Origin of the sequence: Thalassospira marina, from assembly GCF_002844375.1 — a bacterium.
Lineage (GTDB): Bacteria > Pseudomonadota > Alphaproteobacteria > Rhodospirillales > Thalassospiraceae > Thalassospira > Thalassospira marina.
The window spans coordinates 3,537,550-3,553,847 of sequence record NZ_CP024199.1; the positions used below are offsets into that span (position 1 = coordinate 3,537,550).

Genomic DNA, 16,298 nt, shown 5'->3' on the forward strand with positions numbered 1-16,298 from the left:
AAGCTGGCGGGGGATTTTCATTTTGGGGTCTTTCGGCGCAGCAAACGGCGCGAATACCTAGCTTTCGATGCGATCAACAATCTGTCCGTTCGGGCCAATGGCGGCTGCGACCAGCGTGCCGCCCCGGCCTGCCCCGCCATCCAGCGACAGGGTATATTCCCGTTCGGAAATACCGGGATGATTGTTTGATGACCCGCGAATGATGCGCGCACAATCATAATAACGTTCGGTAATGGCCTCGAACATCGACCCGCCCCACCAGAATGTATCTGTTTGTGCGGTCAACGCGCGCGAGGAATCCAGCCCTGCATGAACAAAAATCAGCGATCCGTCGCTGACATAGGCAGCATGTTTAAGATCGGCCATCAGCGCGCCGTGGCCGGGATGACGACGCAAAGCATCGCTAAGCTGCCCGGTCCATTGCGAAATAAGATGCGCACCCTGGCGCATGGTGGCCTGCACCATTGCCGGGTCAAAACCATAGGCACGCACAATACCGGCGGCACCGCGCGTAAGCATCCATTCAAAGACTTCACCGGGATTGGGCGCAAACTGCAATTGCTGCAATTTGGTCAGCATTTCTTCGGCGGCACCGCGCAAAAACACGATATCGCCCATATCCACGCCATCCTGGGCAATGAAAAAACGGCGAAACAGCAGAATTTCGTTAATGGCGGCAACAACATTGTCACCGGGGCCATCACCCCAGTAATTGCCGGTATAAACCAGCCGGTCACCCGGGCGGATCTTGCGCGCCAGGCGGGAATGAACGGACTGCAGGGCGCCAATATCGCCATTTACAGCCCCGACGACCCATATCCTGTCTGCAGGTTTTAACGACGCCAAAACCGCGGCTGCTTGCGCCATGACATGCTCCTGATGAAAAAACCGGCCCAAGAATAATACCCGGACCGGTTTTAAGAAACTATATGCTTTTGGTGCATTCGCAAATGCGAAATCAGGCGGCTTTCTGCAGCAGCTTTTCCAGCTTGCCCGATGCCTTGTCCTTGTCGATCTTTTCGATCGCGGCCAGTTCGTCTACCAGACGTTCAAACGCAGCTTCGTAAATCTGGCGTTCAGAAAAAGACTGTTCCGGCTGGGTGGCAGAACGATGCAAATCGCGCACAACTTCAGCAATGGAAACAGGGTCGCCAGAATTGATTTTGGCTTCATATTCCTGTGCGCGACGCGACCACATGGTGCGTTTTACACGCGCACGGCCCTTAAGGGTCACCAGGGCTGAATCCATCTGTTTTTTCGAGGAAAGCTTGCGCAGACCAGAGTTGCCCACCTTGTTCACCGGCACACGCAGGGTCATGCGGCTGGAGTCAAAAGTGATAATGTAAAGGCGCAGTTCCTGACCTGCAATTGCCTGGGTTTCCAGGCCGTCAACACAGCCAACGCCGTGCGCAGGGTAAACAACAAAATCGCCAACAGCAAAGGGCAACTTATCCGACATCAAAGCTTCCTTCCGGCCCAAACGGCCTGGTCATATAAAACACCTTGGTCCAATCGACGCGAAGGCATACACGACCATGCTTTTGGCTTAGCCGCGGTAACAGACAGGTAATAAAACGGAAATCCGACAGTGCGGAACGGAGCCTGCCGAGCCCTCAACGCGAAGAAAGACCATAACACAACTGACCGGCCGATCACAGAACTTTTCCGTGCGGCCGGGTCATTGCTGCCATGCGCAGAAAGTTATCCTGCGCTATTTTACTGGTCTTTAGGGCGGTTAACGCCCTTAGTCACCGGCGCCGGGCGCCTCGGACAGAAGTTCGGTCTTGCCCGTTTTGCCATTCCATTCATCGGCATCTGACGGTGCATCCCCTTTACGGGTAATGTTTGGCCAGATTTCGGCAAATTTACGGTTAAGTTCAAGCCAGTTATCCAAATTTGGTTCCGTATCGGGAATAATGGCTTCAGCCGGACATTCGGGTTCGCAGACACCGCAATCAATGCATTCATCAGGGTGAATAACCAGGAAGTTTTCACCTTCATAGAAGCAATCGACGGGGCAAACCTCGACGCAGTCCTGATACTTACACTTGATGCAGTTTTCCGTCACCACATAGGTCATGGTGTAACTCCGTACAGGTTGCGGGGCCTGTGGCGGCTGCGCCCACCGTCGGCCTATTGTTCTCTCTCTCGGGCATTGGTTATCACGCAGGGGGGCGGTGTGCAACTCCAATAAAACACTACTTTTTTTAGTAGTATTAATTGCAAAACCACCATTCGCGCCAATGTTATGAATGCGACATCATTTTGTAATTATTGTAAAATAATCCATCCCCAAGCAGGAATTATTTTGCCCTGCACACGCCCCGGAAGCCTTGCAACAATTGCAATTCTGCTGCCCTTAACATACTGTTTGCTTCCATGAATGGTCGTAGAACCATGTTTTGGGGTGTGGATAGCGGAGGCCAGCCTGAAAAATGCGCGGCTCCAGTGGCAGAATCGCCTGTCTTTCAAGCAGGCGCGGGCCGCTGTCATAATTACTTTGCTGATTGGTGTTGGCTTCAGTGCGCTCCAGATTCTCTGGGATTTGCATGGAGAACGTAACCAGATTGACAGGACCGTAAACCAGGTTCTGTCAACGGTGCGGGAATCTGCGACCCAGGCGGCCTATGGGCTTGATGAAACCCTGGCTGAACGCGTGGTTTCCGGCCTGTTTGAATATGAACCAATCTATCTGGCCCTGCTGCGCGATGATTTTGGCAATGTTCTGGCCAAACAGCAGCGCCAGCAGGCATCATCCAGCCTGAACTGGCTGACATCGATGATGTTTGGCGACAACCAGCATTACGAAATCCCGCTAACCATTGGCGACTCCGGCGATCTGGTCGGCTATCTGGAAATCGATGTGGATACCGGGCTGATTGCCGCAGGCTTCATCAACCGTTCCGCCATGATCCTGGCATCCGGGCTGGTGCGCAATTTCCTGCTGGGTATTGCCCTGACGGTCTTTTTCTATATTGCCCTGACCAAGCCCCTGTTAAGGCTGGTGCATTCGCTGCGCCAGGTGGACCCGGCCAGCCCCGCCACCACCAAGGTCGATATCCCCAGCAACCATTCGACCGATGAACTGGGCCTGCTTGCACAGTCAGCCAATGGCCTGCTGATGGAAATTGACGACAATTTATGGCGCCTGCGCGAGGCCGAACAAAACCTGCGCGAACGCGAAAGCCGCCTGCGTGGCATCATGCAGAACGTGGCAGACGGCATCCTCAGCATCGATTCGGATTGCCAGATCCTGCAATGCAACCCGGCCTGCCTGCAATTGCTGCATCTGCCCGAAGACACCGAACTGGTCGGGCATAGCCTGTATGACTATATCGTCGATGCTTCCCAACTTAATCTGGCTCAGGTTCTTGAAAAGAACGAACGCGACGGCGATTCCTTCCGCCCGGTTCTGGACCGGTCTATCGAACTGGTTCTGCGCTGTGCCGATGGCAGCAAAATTCGCGTTGCGGCGGTTTTCCGCCCCATGCAGTTTGAAGAAAACCTGCTTTATACCGTTGTCTTCCACGATGTAACTGCCCAGCGCCGCTATGAAGAACGGCTGGTCTATATGGCCAACCATGACCCGCTGACCGATCTTCCCAACCGCTCGATGCTGGAGCTTAGCCTGCGCAACGCCCTGACCGATTTCCGCGAAAAGGGATCGGGCAGTGAAACCGAGGTGGTGCCGCTGTTAACTGCAACCGCCCTACTGTTCATCGACCTTGACCGTTTCAAACTGGTCAATGACAGCCTGGGTCACGATTTTGGCGACCTGCTGCTAAAAGAAGTTGCCAACCGTTTGCGCGGGGTCATTCGCCGCAGCGACACTTTAGGCCGCCTCGGCGGTGACGAATTCCTGATCATCATTCCGCATTTAAATGAAACCCAGGAAGCCGCCAATCTGGGCCAGACAGTGCTGGAAGCCTTTTCACCGGCATTTGAAATTCGTGGACGCCAGCTTTTTGTCTCGCCCTCTATTGGTATTGCCCTTAGCCCGGCGGATGGCGATGATTTCGCAACCCTGATGCGCAATGCCGATGCCGCCATGTACAGCGCCAAGGCCCGTGGGGGTGGCACCTATCATTTCTTCACCAAGATGATGAATGAAAGTGCCGCTGCCCGCCTGGCAATGGAAAATGACCTGCGCGACGCCATCAAGCGCGAACAGTTTGAAGTCTATTACCAGCCGAAAATTCATCTTTCGACCGGGCGTCTTTCCGGGCTGGAAGCACTTCTGCGCTGGAACCGGCCGGGGCGCGGTTTTGTCTCGCCCATGCAGTTCATTCCCATCGCCGAGGAAACCGGCCTGATTGGCAAAATCGGCGAATGGGTTTTGCGCCGCGTCTGCCAGCAAATCATTGAATGGGATCACCAGGGTGTAACCCCGGTGGTGGTTGCCGTTAACCTGTCGACCCGGCAATTGATCGAAGGGCGCATCACCGAAACCATTTCCAATATCCTGCAGGAAACCGGCGTGCCGCCGTCGCGCCTGGTTCTGGAAATTACCGAAACCGTGATGATGCAGGGAATGAACCGTGCTGTTGCCATCCTCAGCGAAATTCGCCGTCTCGGTGTCCAGATTGCGATTGATGACTTTGGCACCGGCTATTCATCACTGACCTATCTTAAACGCCTGCCGATCAATTCCATCAAGATCGACCGTTCCTTCATTCGCGACATCACCACCGACCCTGATGATGCCGCCATCACCAACACCATCATCATGATGGGCCGCAATCTTGGTTTGCGGGTGATTGCCGAAGGTGTCGAAACCACCGATCAACTGGAATTTTTGCGCGCCCATGATTGTGACGAAATCCAGGGATTCCTGATTTCCGAACCCCGCCCGCCTGCAGAAATCGCCGCTTTGATGGAACAACTGGAACAGGCATGACGATCTGCTTTATAATGAAAGCATGATCTGCCCCGGATATGTCCGGGCATGCCACCTGCCCCGCCAGCTTCGTGCTGCACCAATTTGAGGATTTTATGTCACATCCCCGTTCCGTTCTTCTGGTTGATGACAGCAAGTTTGCCCGTCTGCTGGTCAAGGCATTTATCGAAAGCAGCTTTCCCGGCTGGTCCGTTGACGAAGCCGAAGAAGCCGGCAGCGCCCAGAAAAAAGCCGATGACAACCGTTATGACTATTTCATCATCGATTTTAACATGCCTGGCAAAAACGGGCTGGAACTGGGGGCCGATATCCGCAAACAACACCCGGATTCAACGGTGGCCCTGCTAACGGCCAATATCCAGCAGGATATTCAAAAACAGGCCGATGCCCTTGGCATGGATTTCATTGCCAAGCCGCCGACGCAGGAAAAAATCGCCGCCTATTTCTCAGCCAAAGAAGCCTCCAATGATTGATTTATCCGATCTCGAACGCGATACGATTACCGAGCTGATCAATATCGGCGTCGGCCGTGCTGCGGCCTCTCTGTCGGAAATGGTCGATCAGTCTGTTGAACTGACCGTGCCTTCCATCAGTTTCGTGCAACGGTTTTCCGATGCCAACCTGATCGCCGCTCCACACGAAGTCGTTTCTGCCGTCACCCAAAGCTTCAAGGGCCCGTTTAACGGCGATGCCCTGCTGGTATTTCCCGAAAAACGCAGCCTGGAACTGGTCCGCCGGTTATTACAGGTCGATGTCCCGCTTGATAGCCTCAGCGACCTCGAACAGGAAGCGCTGATGGAAGTTGGCAATATCATCCTGAATGCCTGCCTGGGCAGCATTTCAAACGTGCTGGGGCATCCGATCAACTGTTCGATGCCTGTTTTCCGCAAATGCGAAACCCGCGACCTGATGCCCGATATCAGCCCGATCAGCCCGATTGAAGATGAAACAACCGTCCCGTTTCTTTTGATCCTGCATGTTCAATTCATGCTGCGCGAGAACGATATTGACGGTTATGTTCTGTTTGTCATGGATCTGGATTCAATTCAGACTTTGAAACAGATGGTTCAGCGATATCTGGAAAATGCGTTAAGCTAGCGCCCAAAACCCGGTCTGGACCCTTTAAAACGCCCTCGTGCTACCGGCACATCCGGCCGCAAGGAGCATCGACGCCATGCCCAATGGCAGCAAAAATTCCACCAGCGCCACTGGCCATTCCGATAGCGGCCAGCCCCAAATGGCGGCCACACCGGGCAATCCTGATTTTGGCAAGGCGATCAATCCCGATGCCGAACTTTACCTGACCCTGCTTGAAAACAGCGATGTTGGCATTGTCACCATCGACCAGGATAAAACCATCCGTTTCTGGAATAGCTGGATGGAAAAGGCATCGGGCCACATGACAGCGCATGTTCTGGGTAAAACCATGAATGACGTGTTTGGCGATGCCATGCCATCCCGCCTGCACAGCGCCATTCGCGATTGCCTATCGCTGGGTATGCCGGCCATGATTTCGCCCTCGCTGAACAAATCGGTGCTGCCCTTACGGCCGCTGCCGCAATTTGCCGAAAAATTCCCGCAAATGCAGCAATCCATCCGCATTCAGCCTGTCCGCATCAGCGATGGCAACCTGTTATGTTCAATCACCGTGCGCGATGTCACCCTGGCTGTCCAGCGCGACCAGCTTTTGCGCCGCCAGGCCGCCGAACTGGCCGAACTGGTCACAAAAACCCGTCGCAGCGAAGACCGCACCCGCGCGATTTTGCAAAACACCATCGATGCCATTCTGGTTGCATCGGAAGACGGTATTCTTGAACCGCTCAACGCCCGCGCCCAGGAACTTTGCGGCCCGCAGGGCGACCCCGAAATCAAAAATATCATTCAATTCCTGCTGCCTGATAGCGGTAATAACCCGCCACCCAAGCCCCCCAGCGACCGCCTGCTGACCGACCTTGGCACCGGGGTTATCGAAATTCTCGCCTGCCCGGCCAATGGCCATAACATTCCGCTCGAAGTCGCCATCAGCCATTTTACCGCCTATGGCCGCTATCATTACATCATCACGCTCCGCGATATTTCCCAGCGCAAACGCCACGAACTTGAAATCCAGAACACCATGCAGGAACTGGAAAATTCCAACGCTGAGCTTGAACAGTTCGCCTATGCCGCCTCGCACGATTTGCAGGAACCACTGCGCATGGTGTCTAGCTACACCCAGCTTCTGGCACGGCGCTACCGCGAAAAACTTGACGATACGGCTGATGAATTCATCCATTACGCCGTGGATGGCACCCAGCGCATGCAGCGCATGATCGACGATCTGTTAACGCTTTCGCGGGTGGGGCGTCATGGTAAACCGTTCCAGCCTGTCGCGCTGACCGGGCTGTTTGATGCGATCGAGGCCAATCTCAAACGTGCGGATTCCGCCCCGGCGGGCAATATCATGCGCGCACCCGACCTGCCCGTTGTTGTCGGCGACCCCAGCCAGCTTTTGCAGCTGTTCCAGAACTTGGTGTCGAACGGCCTGAAATACAGCGACCCGGCACATGCCGAAGTCCGTATTTCCGCCCGCGAATTTGAAAGTTTCTGGCGCATTTCGGTATCCGATAACGGCATTGGCATCGACCCGCAATATCACGCCAGCATCTTTGAAATTTTCAAACGCCTGCATGGTTATGGCGAATATGCCGGAACCGGCATTGGCCTGGCACTTTGCAAAAAAATCGTCGAACGCCATGGCGGCAATATCCATGTCGAAAGTGCGCCCCACGAAGGCAGCACCTTCCATGTCGACCTGCCCAAAGAGCACAGCGTATTGTGATTGCCGACAAAACCATGTAGTTTTCGTTTACGTAAGCGTAAACTTTAAAGATGTTTCATGACAGACAGTTTTTCCATCACCGATCTCGCCCGCGAATTTGACGTCACGACCCGCACCATCCGCTTTTACGAGGATCAGGGACTGATCGCACCGGCGCGCCAGGGGCAGACCCGCATTTACGGGCAACGGGACCGGGTGCGCCTGCGCCTGATCATGCGGGGCAAACGGCTGGGTTTTGCGCTCAAGGAAATTCGCGATCTGCTGGACCTTTATGAAACCGACCGCAGCGAAATAACGCAGCTTACCATCCTGATCGACAAGATCGATGAACGCCGCGATGCCCTGTGCAAACAGCGCGCCGATATTGATGCCACGCTGGAAGAACTTGATCTGCTTGAGGAAAGCTGCCAGTCGGAACTGACCCGCAAATCCGGCTAAAGCACGCCGTTTCCAGTATCAATACCTGTCCGTCCCCCTGCACGCCTTTGTGCCACGCAAACCCGCAATCAGGTCGCGATCCGGGCAATGACAATATCAACAAAGGCCCGCAAGCGACCCAGATCGCGCAAATCGCGGTGATACCCCATCCAGATGGAGCGCATCGGCGGTTCATCCAGCCCGCCCAGGCGGCGCAAATTGGGCACCTGATCCCCCACTGGCCGGGGCAATACCGTAATACCCAATCCCTGCGCGCACATTTGCGCCTGCACATGACGGTTATTGCTGCGCAAAACGATATCGGCCCTCGGAAAATGGTCCTGTAACCACAGCGTATCGGGAAAAGTGCCAAGCGATGCATCCATCGTCAAAAGCCGGTATCCCTTGCCATCACCAATCACCGGGTCGGGCACATCCTTGGCGATATAGGCGCCATAGGGCATATCAAGCAACCGGCGTTGAATGATGTCGCGATTATTGAATGGCACAATACGAAAGGCGAGGTCAGCCTCGCGCCGGGCAAGGTTAAACAGGCGCGAACTGGTTAAAATCTCCACCTCGACCGATGGAAATTGCGCGTTGAATTCGCGCAACACCGGGGGCAGTACATAGCCACCAAACCAGTCGGCACAGGCAAGACGCACCAGCCCTTCGGGCTCGCGCAGCCCCCCGGCAAGCCTGCGTTCCAGCGCCAGTGCGTTTTCTTCCATCTGCTCGGCCAGGGCAAAAATCGACCGTCCCTCATCGGTCAGGACATACCCATCTGCCGTGCGCTGAAACAGGATCTGCCCGGTGGCATCTTCCAGCGCCTTTAACCGGCGCCCCACGGTGGGATGGCTGCTTTTCAATATCCGTGCAGCAGCGCCCAGCGACCCGGCCCGTGCCACCGCCAGAAAGACCCGCACATCGCTCCAGTCCATTCCCACGCCTCCCTTACCGATCATTCCACAAAGCCCGGCTCGCGCGCTATCCGATGCCCCAAATGGCACGCACTTGTTGTTACGGCAACACCGGCACAGTCCAAGCATTCCTGCGCGGCATGAACAGCCAACCGTACGACAAATTGCCCCGCCCTAAGGCCCGCGCATGACAATTCCGCTGCTTTCCACCGCTTCAAATCGCCCCGCCGGCACTGCCTCGGACACCCCGTACAAATTTGAACGAACAAAGTGCATGATTGTTCATTGATAAACAACCCCGTTCGCGGCACAACAGGGGCAATCCTGTTTCCCGATGAATGGAAAAAATCATGTCTGCTTCAAACACTGCCGATGCGCCGTTCCGGCTGCGTCGCCCGCTCGTGTTTGCCATGGCCGCTGCAACCGGCATTGCCGTCGCAAACATTTACTACAACCAGCCCATGCTCAATATCATCTCGCATGACCTGCCTGCGGCGTCCTCGCTGATTTCCCCCGTTACGCAGCTGGGCTATGCCCTGGGCCTGTTCCTGCTGGTGCCGCTGGGCGATATGATCAACCGCCGCAAACTGGTGCTGGTGCAGTTTCTCGTCCTTGCGGCTGCCCTAGCACTACTGGCCGGTTCCACCACCACGGCAATGATTGTGGGTGGGTCAATCCTGGTTGGGATGACAGCCACTGTCGCCCAGCAGATCATTCCCTATGCCGCCCATCTAAGTGCGCCGGAAAAACGCGGTGCCACCGTGGGTACCATCATGTCAGGCCTGCTGGCGGGCATTTTGCTCAGCCGGGCAATTGCCGGGTATGTTGCCACTGGTCTTGGCTGGCGGGCGATGTTCATCATTGCGGTCCCGGTCGCCGTAATTGCCGCCATCACCATGTTCACTATGCTGCCCGATGACCGCAAACAGGTCCCAGCAAGCTATCCCAAGCTGATGGGGTCCATGCGCCACCTGTGGCGGGATTATTCCGAACTGCGCCGTGCTGCCCTGACCCAGGCGCTTTTATTTGCCGGTTTTTCGGCTTTCTGGACGGTCCTGCCCTTCCTGCTGGCACAGCCGCAATTCAATATGGGCGCGGAAATTGCCGGTCTGTTTGGTATTGTTGGCATGGTTGGCGTCATGGCCGCCCCCATTGCCGGGCGCCTGGCCGACCATCGCGGCCCACGCATTGTTGTGCGTCTGGGTGTGCTGGTTGCGTTGGCATCCTGGGTTCTGTTTGCCACATCCACCACCATCACCAGCCTTGTCATTGGTGTGATCCTGCTGGATTTCGGCATGCAGTCTGCCCTGGTATCAAACCAGCATATTATCTATTCGCTGGAACCTGCGGCACGTGCGCGCATCAACACCATTTTCATGGCAACCATGTTTCTGGGCGGTGCGGCCGGGTCGGCACTGGCGATCTGGGTTTGGCATCACGGCGGCTGGATCAATGTTTGCGAAATCCTGATCGCGGCCAGCGTGCTTGCCGTCATCATGCAGGTTCGCGCCCCGCGCACCATCCAGAACGCCCAAGCGAACTAATCGCAAGGCCCCGCCGGGTACACCTGACACATCCGGCACACCGGGCACACCTATCCATCAAAAACAGGGGCGGCGGGCCAAAACCCGCCGCCCTTTTTGTTTATCTGGCCTGCCATCATCCATTGCCGCCCGGCTTGGGGCGCATAAGGCGCAAAGGGCGCATCAGGAACATCGCACCACCCGCAACCGTTTACCGGGCAGCAACACACATAACGCCACCTGGCAGGCCTGCGGAATTCAAGATGCAGGCTGGTCCGTTTCTGGCGCGGGGACGGGCACGCGCGGCGTGGAAGGGCGGGTAAACAGGAAAATGCAAACCGGAATGGCAACCAGCAACTGCACCAGCGGCACCCAGCGCGCCTGGACAAACACCAGCGACATACCGATCATAAGGACAAAGGTCGATGCCGCCATGATTTTGGCGCGCAGGCTGATCACACCATGATGTTTCCATTGCTTGATCGGCGGGCCAAGACGCGGATGTTCATGCAGCCAGCGATGCAACCGCGGGGAGCCCTTGCCAAAAGCCCAGGCAGCCAGCAACATGAAGGGCGTTGTCGGCAGCAATGGCAGAAAAATCCCCGCCACACCAAACGCGACAGACAACCAGCCCAAAACAATAAAAAGATGTCCCGGATGCAAAAGAAGGCTCCTCATACCGCCAGATCAGCCCGGCGGGTTATTCCAGTCAGTCTGGATCAGACCATAATTCCTGTATCGGTTTCATTTTACGCAAATCAAATGGCATCGGTGCAGGAATGCCCACCACGATCGGCAAAATGAATCCCATAAAGGGAAATATGCTTTAACATCACCAAACTTCAACTATTTGCAAATCATTATCAACACGCCATGAGTTATTTTATAATCCGCATTCCCGCCAGTGCCAGCCCCCTGCCCGTTTTTTGGGGCGGAGGCGCATCATGATTCCGATTGGTGATGGCCTTTATCTTGATGAAAACCATCTGGAATTTCATTTTGTGCGTGCATCTGGCCCCGGTGGCCAGAATGTGAACAAGGTTTCGACCGCCGTTCACATGCGGGTACGTGTCAGCGAATTGACCGAACTGCCCGACCGGGTACGCGCCCGCCTGCGCGAACTGGCGGGCAGCCGCCTGACCAATGGTGACGAAATCATCATTGATGCCCAGCGTTTCAGAACCCAGGAACGCAACCGCCAGGATGCGATTGACCGTTTTGTCGAATTGCTGCGCAAGGCGGCCGAACGCAAAAAGTTCCGCGTCAAAACCCGCCCGTCCCTTTCGGCCAAACGCAAACGTGTGGATGCCAAAAAGAAACGTGGTGATGTCAAAAAAATGCGCCGCAGCCCAGTTGATTAAACCGCGATATCTCTGCCCTTAATCGCACTGACCAAACAAAACTAACGTGCTTTCCTGCCTGTTTGCCCGCCCATGCGCCAACCGGCCACGCCTGCACCCTGGCATAACCGGCACAGCCCCCTGCCCGAATGGCAAAGTGGCCATATCCTTCTATCGCATTGCGGGTGCCCGCCAGCCTGCCTAGGTTAAAACCCTGCCATTCACCTTACGGCCCCCGCCACACAGGATAGCCCACCACCATGACACCGGACTGGAAACATATCGCCGCAGCATCAATGCCCGCCAATTGCGGATGGCAGGGCAGCTATCGCGTGCGATATTCCGAAATCGGCGATAATGGCCGCGTCACCCTGCCCGCACTGGCCGATTACATGCAGGATGCCGCCGGTTGGGGCGCAAAACGCCTGCAACTGGCCTATGACGATACGGTCGATCAGGGTGTGGCATGGGTTTTGGCACGCATGATCATCATGGTGCATCATTACCCCGCCAATGGCGAAACCATTGCCCTTGAAACCTGGCCTTCCGGCTTTGCCCATCGTATGGCCAGCCGCGACTGGCGCCTGCGTGATGAAAAAGGCGATATCTGTGCCGTGGCGCAAAGCTTCTGGGCGCTGTTTGACCTTAATGAACGCCGCGCGGCGCGCTGGCCGGACTGGCTGGTAAAACGCCTGCCCGATCCACCCGGCCCCAAATTGATCGATGTTGGATCCCGCCCGCCATCACCGCCCGACGGGCTGGTCAAGCAAAACGCATTTACCGCCCAGGCCCCGGACCTTGATATTTACGGGCACGTCAATAACGTGCGGCTGATGCAATGGGTGCTGGCAACGGCCAATGATGGCAAACCAAATTTTCAACCTGCCGGTCTTGATATCCAGTTTCGGGCCGAATGCCGGTTTCAGGACAATGTCATCATCCGCGCACAGGATAATTACGCCACCATCAGCCGACAGGACGCAAGCGACAAGCAAGGCGATGACAGCCGTAACGCCACATTCACCGATCTTGTGCGCGCGCAAATCCTGCGCTGATCGCGCTAAATTTCCGACCCGATCAAATGCCAAAGGGCAGCATGTAAACCCCATGCTGCCCTTTGTGGTTTCTGTTCCAGACCAGTCCGATCAGGCAATCACACTTTATACAGGAAATTTCCGGGCATGAATGGCCTTGGGCTCCAGATGTGTTTCCAGCCCGAATACGCCAAATTCCCGTCCCAGGCCCGATTGCTTGAAGCCCCCAAAGGGTGCCTGTGGTTCATGGAAAAGCCCATTGACCAGCACCCGCCCGGCATTGATCTGCCGGGCAACACGATATGCCCGTTCGTCATCGCCAGAAAAAACATAGGCCTGCAGGCCGTAATCGGTGTCATTGGCAATGCTGATCGCGTCTTCTTCGCCGTCATAGGCAATCAGGCACAGAACAGGGCCAAAAATCTCCTCGCGGGCGATGGTCATATCGTTGGTGACGTCCCCAAACAAAGTCGGACGGACAAAATATCCCCCCAAACCCTCCGGGTGGCCCGGCCCGCCAATCAGCAATCTGGCACCTTCCGCGATGCCTTTATGAATATAGCCCTGCACACGGTCATATTGTGCCTGGCTAACCATCGGACCGATCTGGCTTTGCGGGTTATCGGGCATATCCACGACCATCGCCTTGACCACCGCAATGGCGGCGTCTTCGGCCTGTTTCATCAGATGACGGGGGACCAGAATACGCGTTCCGGCAATGCAGGCCTGGCCGCTATTCATAAAACCCGCCGTAATCGCAAGGGGCATGACCTCGTTTAAATCGGCATCATCCAAAATCACGGTCGGTGATTTTCCACCCAGTTCCAGTGTCACGCGTTTCATGGTTTCCGCCCCATTACGCCAAATGCGTTTGCCAACACGGGTTGAACCGGTAAACGAAATTTTGGCAATGTCGCGATGCAGGCTGATATGTTCGCCCACCACATCGCCCCGGCCATTGACCACATTCAAAACCCCGTCAGGCAGGCCCGCCTTGTGCAGGGCTCGTATCAGGATATCGGTTTGCAGGGCGCTCATTTCGCTGGGCTTGATGACTGTGGTGCAACCTGCGGCCACGGCCGTTGCCAGCTTGTTGGTAATAAAACCAGCATTGCTGTTCCAGGGGGTAATCACGCCAACCACACCAACCGGTGTCATTTCCACCCGCGTTGCCTTGATGGCGCGGATGAACTCATAAGTCTTCAGCGCCTCGGCCATCGCCAGGAAATTATGCGCCATCATGTCCATCCAGTTGCGCATAATGCCAACCGGCCCGCCATATTCCTCTACCACTGCGGCCAGAAGGTCATCCTTGCAGGGGATGACTGCATCATGCAGGGCATGAAGCATGTCAAGGCGCTGCTGAAGGGTGGTGGCGGCAAAGGCCGGGAAGGCAGCCTTGGCTGCGGCAATGGCGCGGTCGGCATCGGCTTCATTCCCCAGCCTGACTTTGCCAATCACAGCGCCGGTTGCCGGGTTGTGCAAATCAGCAAAGTCAGTGCCAATGGGCGTTTCAAACCGGCCATTTATGTAAATTTCACCAATCAAATGCATCACGCCATCCTTTGTTCAAACAGGGTCATTTCCCGCTGGGACAAAGATAGGCAGGAGATTATATTTAGATAAGCAGGACAAACCCGCATGTAATGTTTGGAAAATCGCAACAATGCATAAATCCGGCCTGGTTGAACTTGAAGCCGTCCTTGCCGTGGCCCGGCGGGAAAATTTCCGCGCGGCTGCCCATGATCTTGATATGTCGCCATCCGCGCTCAGCAACGCCATCGCCGGGCTGGAACAGCGGCTTGATGTGCGCCTGTTTAACCGCACCACACGCAGCGTTTCCCTGACCGAGGCCGGTGCCCAATTTGTCGAACAGATCGCCCCGGCCCTGTCGCGCATTCATCAGGCGGTTGAAAACATCAACACCCACCGCGATACGCCCAGCGGCACCCTGCGCATCAATGCCTATGCCGGGGCAGCACGGCAGGTATTCACCCCCGTCGTCACCGAATTCATGAAACGCTATCCCGATATGCAGGTCGAAATTGTTACCCAAACCCAGTTTATCGATATCGTCGAAGACGGGTTTGATGGCGGCCTGCGCCATTTGGATGATGTGCCGCGCGATATGATCGCCATTCCAGCAGGCCCGGCGATGGAATTTGCCGTGGTCGCCGCCCCGGCCTATTTCACAAACCGCCCCAAACCCCATACACCGGACGACCTGTTGCAGCATGACTGCATCAAATCACGGCTGGGAAGTGGTGCGATCTATCGCTGGGAATTTGAACATAACGGCCTTGCCAGCAGCCTTGAGGTTCCCGGTAAACTGGTGCTTGATGAAATCAACCTGCTGCTTGATGCCGCACGGGCAGGCATCGGCATTGCCAACCTGCCCTTATCTGCCGTGCAGCATGACCTTGCCGCCGGAACCCTGATGCGGGTATTGGCAGACTGGGCACCGGTCTTTTCCCGGCTGGCATTTTATTATCCCAGCCGCAAACACGTTTCGGCGGGGTTGCGGGCCTTCATCACACTTCTGCGCGAATTTGAAACCCGCCGCCAGCACGAAGATATACCCTATGGCCCGGTGATCCCGTTTTAATCCAGGGCGGGACTGATCACCGGGTCAGCACGACATCGCCCCTTTGCCCATCAGGCCTGTTCAAGTGCCTCGAATAACAGGGCAACGGGTTTAAAACTGCGGCGGTGATGCACCGTTGGCCCGGCGTGATTTAGGCCCTCCATATGCTTTTTCACACCATAACCGGCATTACCTTCCCAGCCAAAATGCGGATAACGCAGTGCTAGCCTTGCCATGGCGCGATCACGCACCACCTTGGCAACAATCGATGCCGCGGCAATCGACAGCGATTTGCTATCGCCCTTAACCACGGTTTGCACCGCGCAGGGAAGTCCCGGGTCCCGGTTGCCATCCACCAATGCCTGGTCAGGTAATTCCGGCAGGCGGGCGACCGCGCGGCGCATGGCAACATAGGTCGCCTGCAAAATATTGATGCGGTCAATTTCACGCACTGACGCCGCACCAATGCCAACAATTGCACAATCCATAATCCGCGCGGCAAGCAGGTCACGCTTTTTGGCCGACAGCTTTTTGGAATCATTTAGCAGGTCATACAAATCACCAATGCGCGCATCTTCGCGCGGCAAAACAACAGCCGCCGCCACCACCGGCCCGGCCAACGGCCCCCGCCCCACTTCGTCAATCCCGGCAATAATACCGCGATACTGGTCTTCAATCGCAAAGTCGGGCATGCCCGTCATCTACCTGTTTTGCATTGGCCCTACCGGGCTGGCCAGCATTGTGCTTATCCGTCTAATGGCC

General features: G+C 55.9%; 16 protein-coding genes. 9 read left to right on the forward strand and 7 right to left on the reverse strand.

Annotated features, from left to right (window positions below; genetic code table 11):
- Positions 1-57: 57 nt before the first annotated feature.
- The 3 genes from CSC3H3_RS16150 to fdxA all read right to left on the reverse strand — a co-directional run bounded on the left by CSC3H3_RS16150 (position 58) and on the right by fdxA (position 2,080).
- The gene (locus tag CSC3H3_RS16150) at positions 58-867 is read right to left on the reverse strand and encodes a hypothetical protein (RefSeq protein WP_101266299.1); all 810 of its coding nucleotides are present in this window, start codon (positions 865-867) and stop codon (positions 58-60) included.
- Positions 868-958: 91 nt separating this feature from the next.
- Positions 959-1,459 (reverse strand): CarD family transcriptional regulator, encoded by a 501-nt coding sequence (locus CSC3H3_RS16155; RefSeq protein ID WP_101266300.1) that lies wholly within the window; start codon positions 1,457-1,459, stop codon positions 959-961.
- Positions 1,460-1,744: 285 nt separating this feature from the next.
- On the reverse strand, positions 1,745-2,080 hold the full coding sequence (gene fdxA / locus CSC3H3_RS16160) for a ferredoxin FdxA (RefSeq protein WP_101266302.1): 336 nt from the start codon (positions 2,078-2,080) through the stop codon (positions 1,745-1,747).
- Positions 2,081-2,599: 519 nt separating this feature from the next.
- On the opposite strand from fdxA, the gene CSC3H3_RS16165 reads away from it, so the two are divergent.
- The 5 genes from CSC3H3_RS16165 to CSC3H3_RS16185 all read left to right on the forward strand — a co-directional run bounded on the left by CSC3H3_RS16165 (position 2,600) and on the right by CSC3H3_RS16185 (position 8,156).
- Complete coding sequence (locus tag CSC3H3_RS16165) at positions 2,600-4,897, forward strand: putative bifunctional diguanylate cyclase/phosphodiesterase (protein ID WP_245881146.1); 2,298 nt, start codon at positions 2,600-2,602, stop codon at positions 4,895-4,897.
- A gap of 95 nt (positions 4,898-4,992) precedes the next feature.
- A complete protein-coding gene (locus CSC3H3_RS16170) occupies positions 4,993-5,370 on the forward strand; it encodes a response regulator (RefSeq protein ID WP_101266662.1) in 378 nt (125 codons plus the stop codon).
- Positions 5,363-5,995 (forward strand): chemotaxis protein CheC, encoded by a 633-nt coding sequence (locus CSC3H3_RS16175; protein ID WP_101285507.1) that lies wholly within the window; start codon positions 5,363-5,365, stop codon positions 5,993-5,995. Before CSC3H3_RS16170 ends, CSC3H3_RS16175 begins: the two co-directional genes overlap by 8 nt.
- Before the next feature lie 76 nt (positions 5,996-6,071).
- Complete coding sequence (locus CSC3H3_RS16180; RefSeq protein WP_245881147.1) at positions 6,072-7,718, forward strand: ATP-binding protein; 1,647 nt, start codon at positions 6,072-6,074, stop codon at positions 7,716-7,718.
- 57 nt (positions 7,719-7,775) lie between these two features.
- Positions 7,776-8,156 (forward strand): MerR family transcriptional regulator, encoded by a 381-nt coding sequence (locus CSC3H3_RS16185; RefSeq protein ID WP_101285508.1) that lies wholly within the window; start codon positions 7,776-7,778, stop codon positions 8,154-8,156.
- Between the two features lie 68 nt (positions 8,157-8,224).
- Here CSC3H3_RS16185 and CSC3H3_RS16190 read toward each other — a convergent pair whose 3' ends face one another.
- Positions 8,225-9,076, reverse strand: coding sequence for a LysR family transcriptional regulator (locus CSC3H3_RS16190; protein ID WP_101266307.1), 852 nt, complete (start codon positions 9,074-9,076; stop codon positions 8,225-8,227).
- A 329-nt stretch (positions 9,077-9,405) separates the two neighbouring features.
- Here CSC3H3_RS16190 and CSC3H3_RS16195 point away from each other — a divergent pair, with 329 nt between their 5' ends.
- Positions 9,406-10,599 (forward strand): MFS transporter, encoded by a 1,194-nt coding sequence (locus tag CSC3H3_RS16195; RefSeq protein ID WP_245881148.1) that lies wholly within the window; start codon positions 9,406-9,408, stop codon positions 10,597-10,599.
- 237 nt (positions 10,600-10,836) lie between these two features.
- On the opposite strand, the gene CSC3H3_RS16200 is transcribed toward CSC3H3_RS16195, so the two are convergent.
- The gene (locus CSC3H3_RS16200) at positions 10,837-11,241 is read right to left on the reverse strand and encodes a YbaN family protein (RefSeq protein ID WP_215907516.1); all 405 of its coding nucleotides are present in this window, start codon (positions 11,239-11,241) and stop codon (positions 10,837-10,839) included.
- A 281-nt stretch (positions 11,242-11,522) separates the two neighbouring features.
- On the opposite strand from CSC3H3_RS16200, the gene arfB reads away from it, so the two are divergent.
- Together arfB and CSC3H3_RS16210 are read left to right on the forward strand one after the other, a co-directional pair.
- Complete coding sequence (gene arfB, locus CSC3H3_RS16205) at positions 11,523-11,939, forward strand: alternative ribosome rescue aminoacyl-tRNA hydrolase ArfB (protein ID WP_101266310.1); 417 nt, start codon at positions 11,523-11,525, stop codon at positions 11,937-11,939.
- Positions 11,940-12,178: 239 nt separating this feature from the next.
- A complete protein-coding gene (locus CSC3H3_RS16210) occupies positions 12,179-12,973 on the forward strand; it encodes an acyl-[acyl-carrier-protein] thioesterase (protein WP_101285509.1) in 795 nt (264 codons plus the stop codon).
- Between the two features lie 105 nt (positions 12,974-13,078).
- On the opposite strand, the gene CSC3H3_RS16215 is transcribed toward CSC3H3_RS16210, so the two are convergent.
- Positions 13,079-14,506: an aldehyde dehydrogenase family protein gene (locus CSC3H3_RS16215; protein ID WP_101285510.1), complete on the reverse strand. Its 1,428-nt coding sequence runs from the start codon at positions 14,504-14,506 to the stop codon at positions 13,079-13,081.
- A 112-nt stretch (positions 14,507-14,618) separates the two neighbouring features.
- Here CSC3H3_RS16215 and CSC3H3_RS16220 point away from each other — a divergent pair, with 112 nt between their 5' ends.
- On the forward strand, positions 14,619-15,557 hold the full coding sequence (locus CSC3H3_RS16220; RefSeq protein WP_101285511.1) for a LysR family transcriptional regulator: 939 nt from the start codon (positions 14,619-14,621) through the stop codon (positions 15,555-15,557).
- A 50-nt stretch (positions 15,558-15,607) separates the two neighbouring features.
- Here CSC3H3_RS16220 and CSC3H3_RS16225 read toward each other — a convergent pair whose 3' ends face one another.
- Positions 15,608-16,228 carry a ribonuclease HII gene (locus CSC3H3_RS16225; protein WP_101285512.1) on the reverse strand — a complete coding sequence of 207 codons (621 nt, stop codon included), beginning with the start codon at positions 16,226-16,228 and terminating at the stop codon, positions 15,608-15,610.
- Positions 16,229-16,298 lie beyond the last annotated feature (70 nt).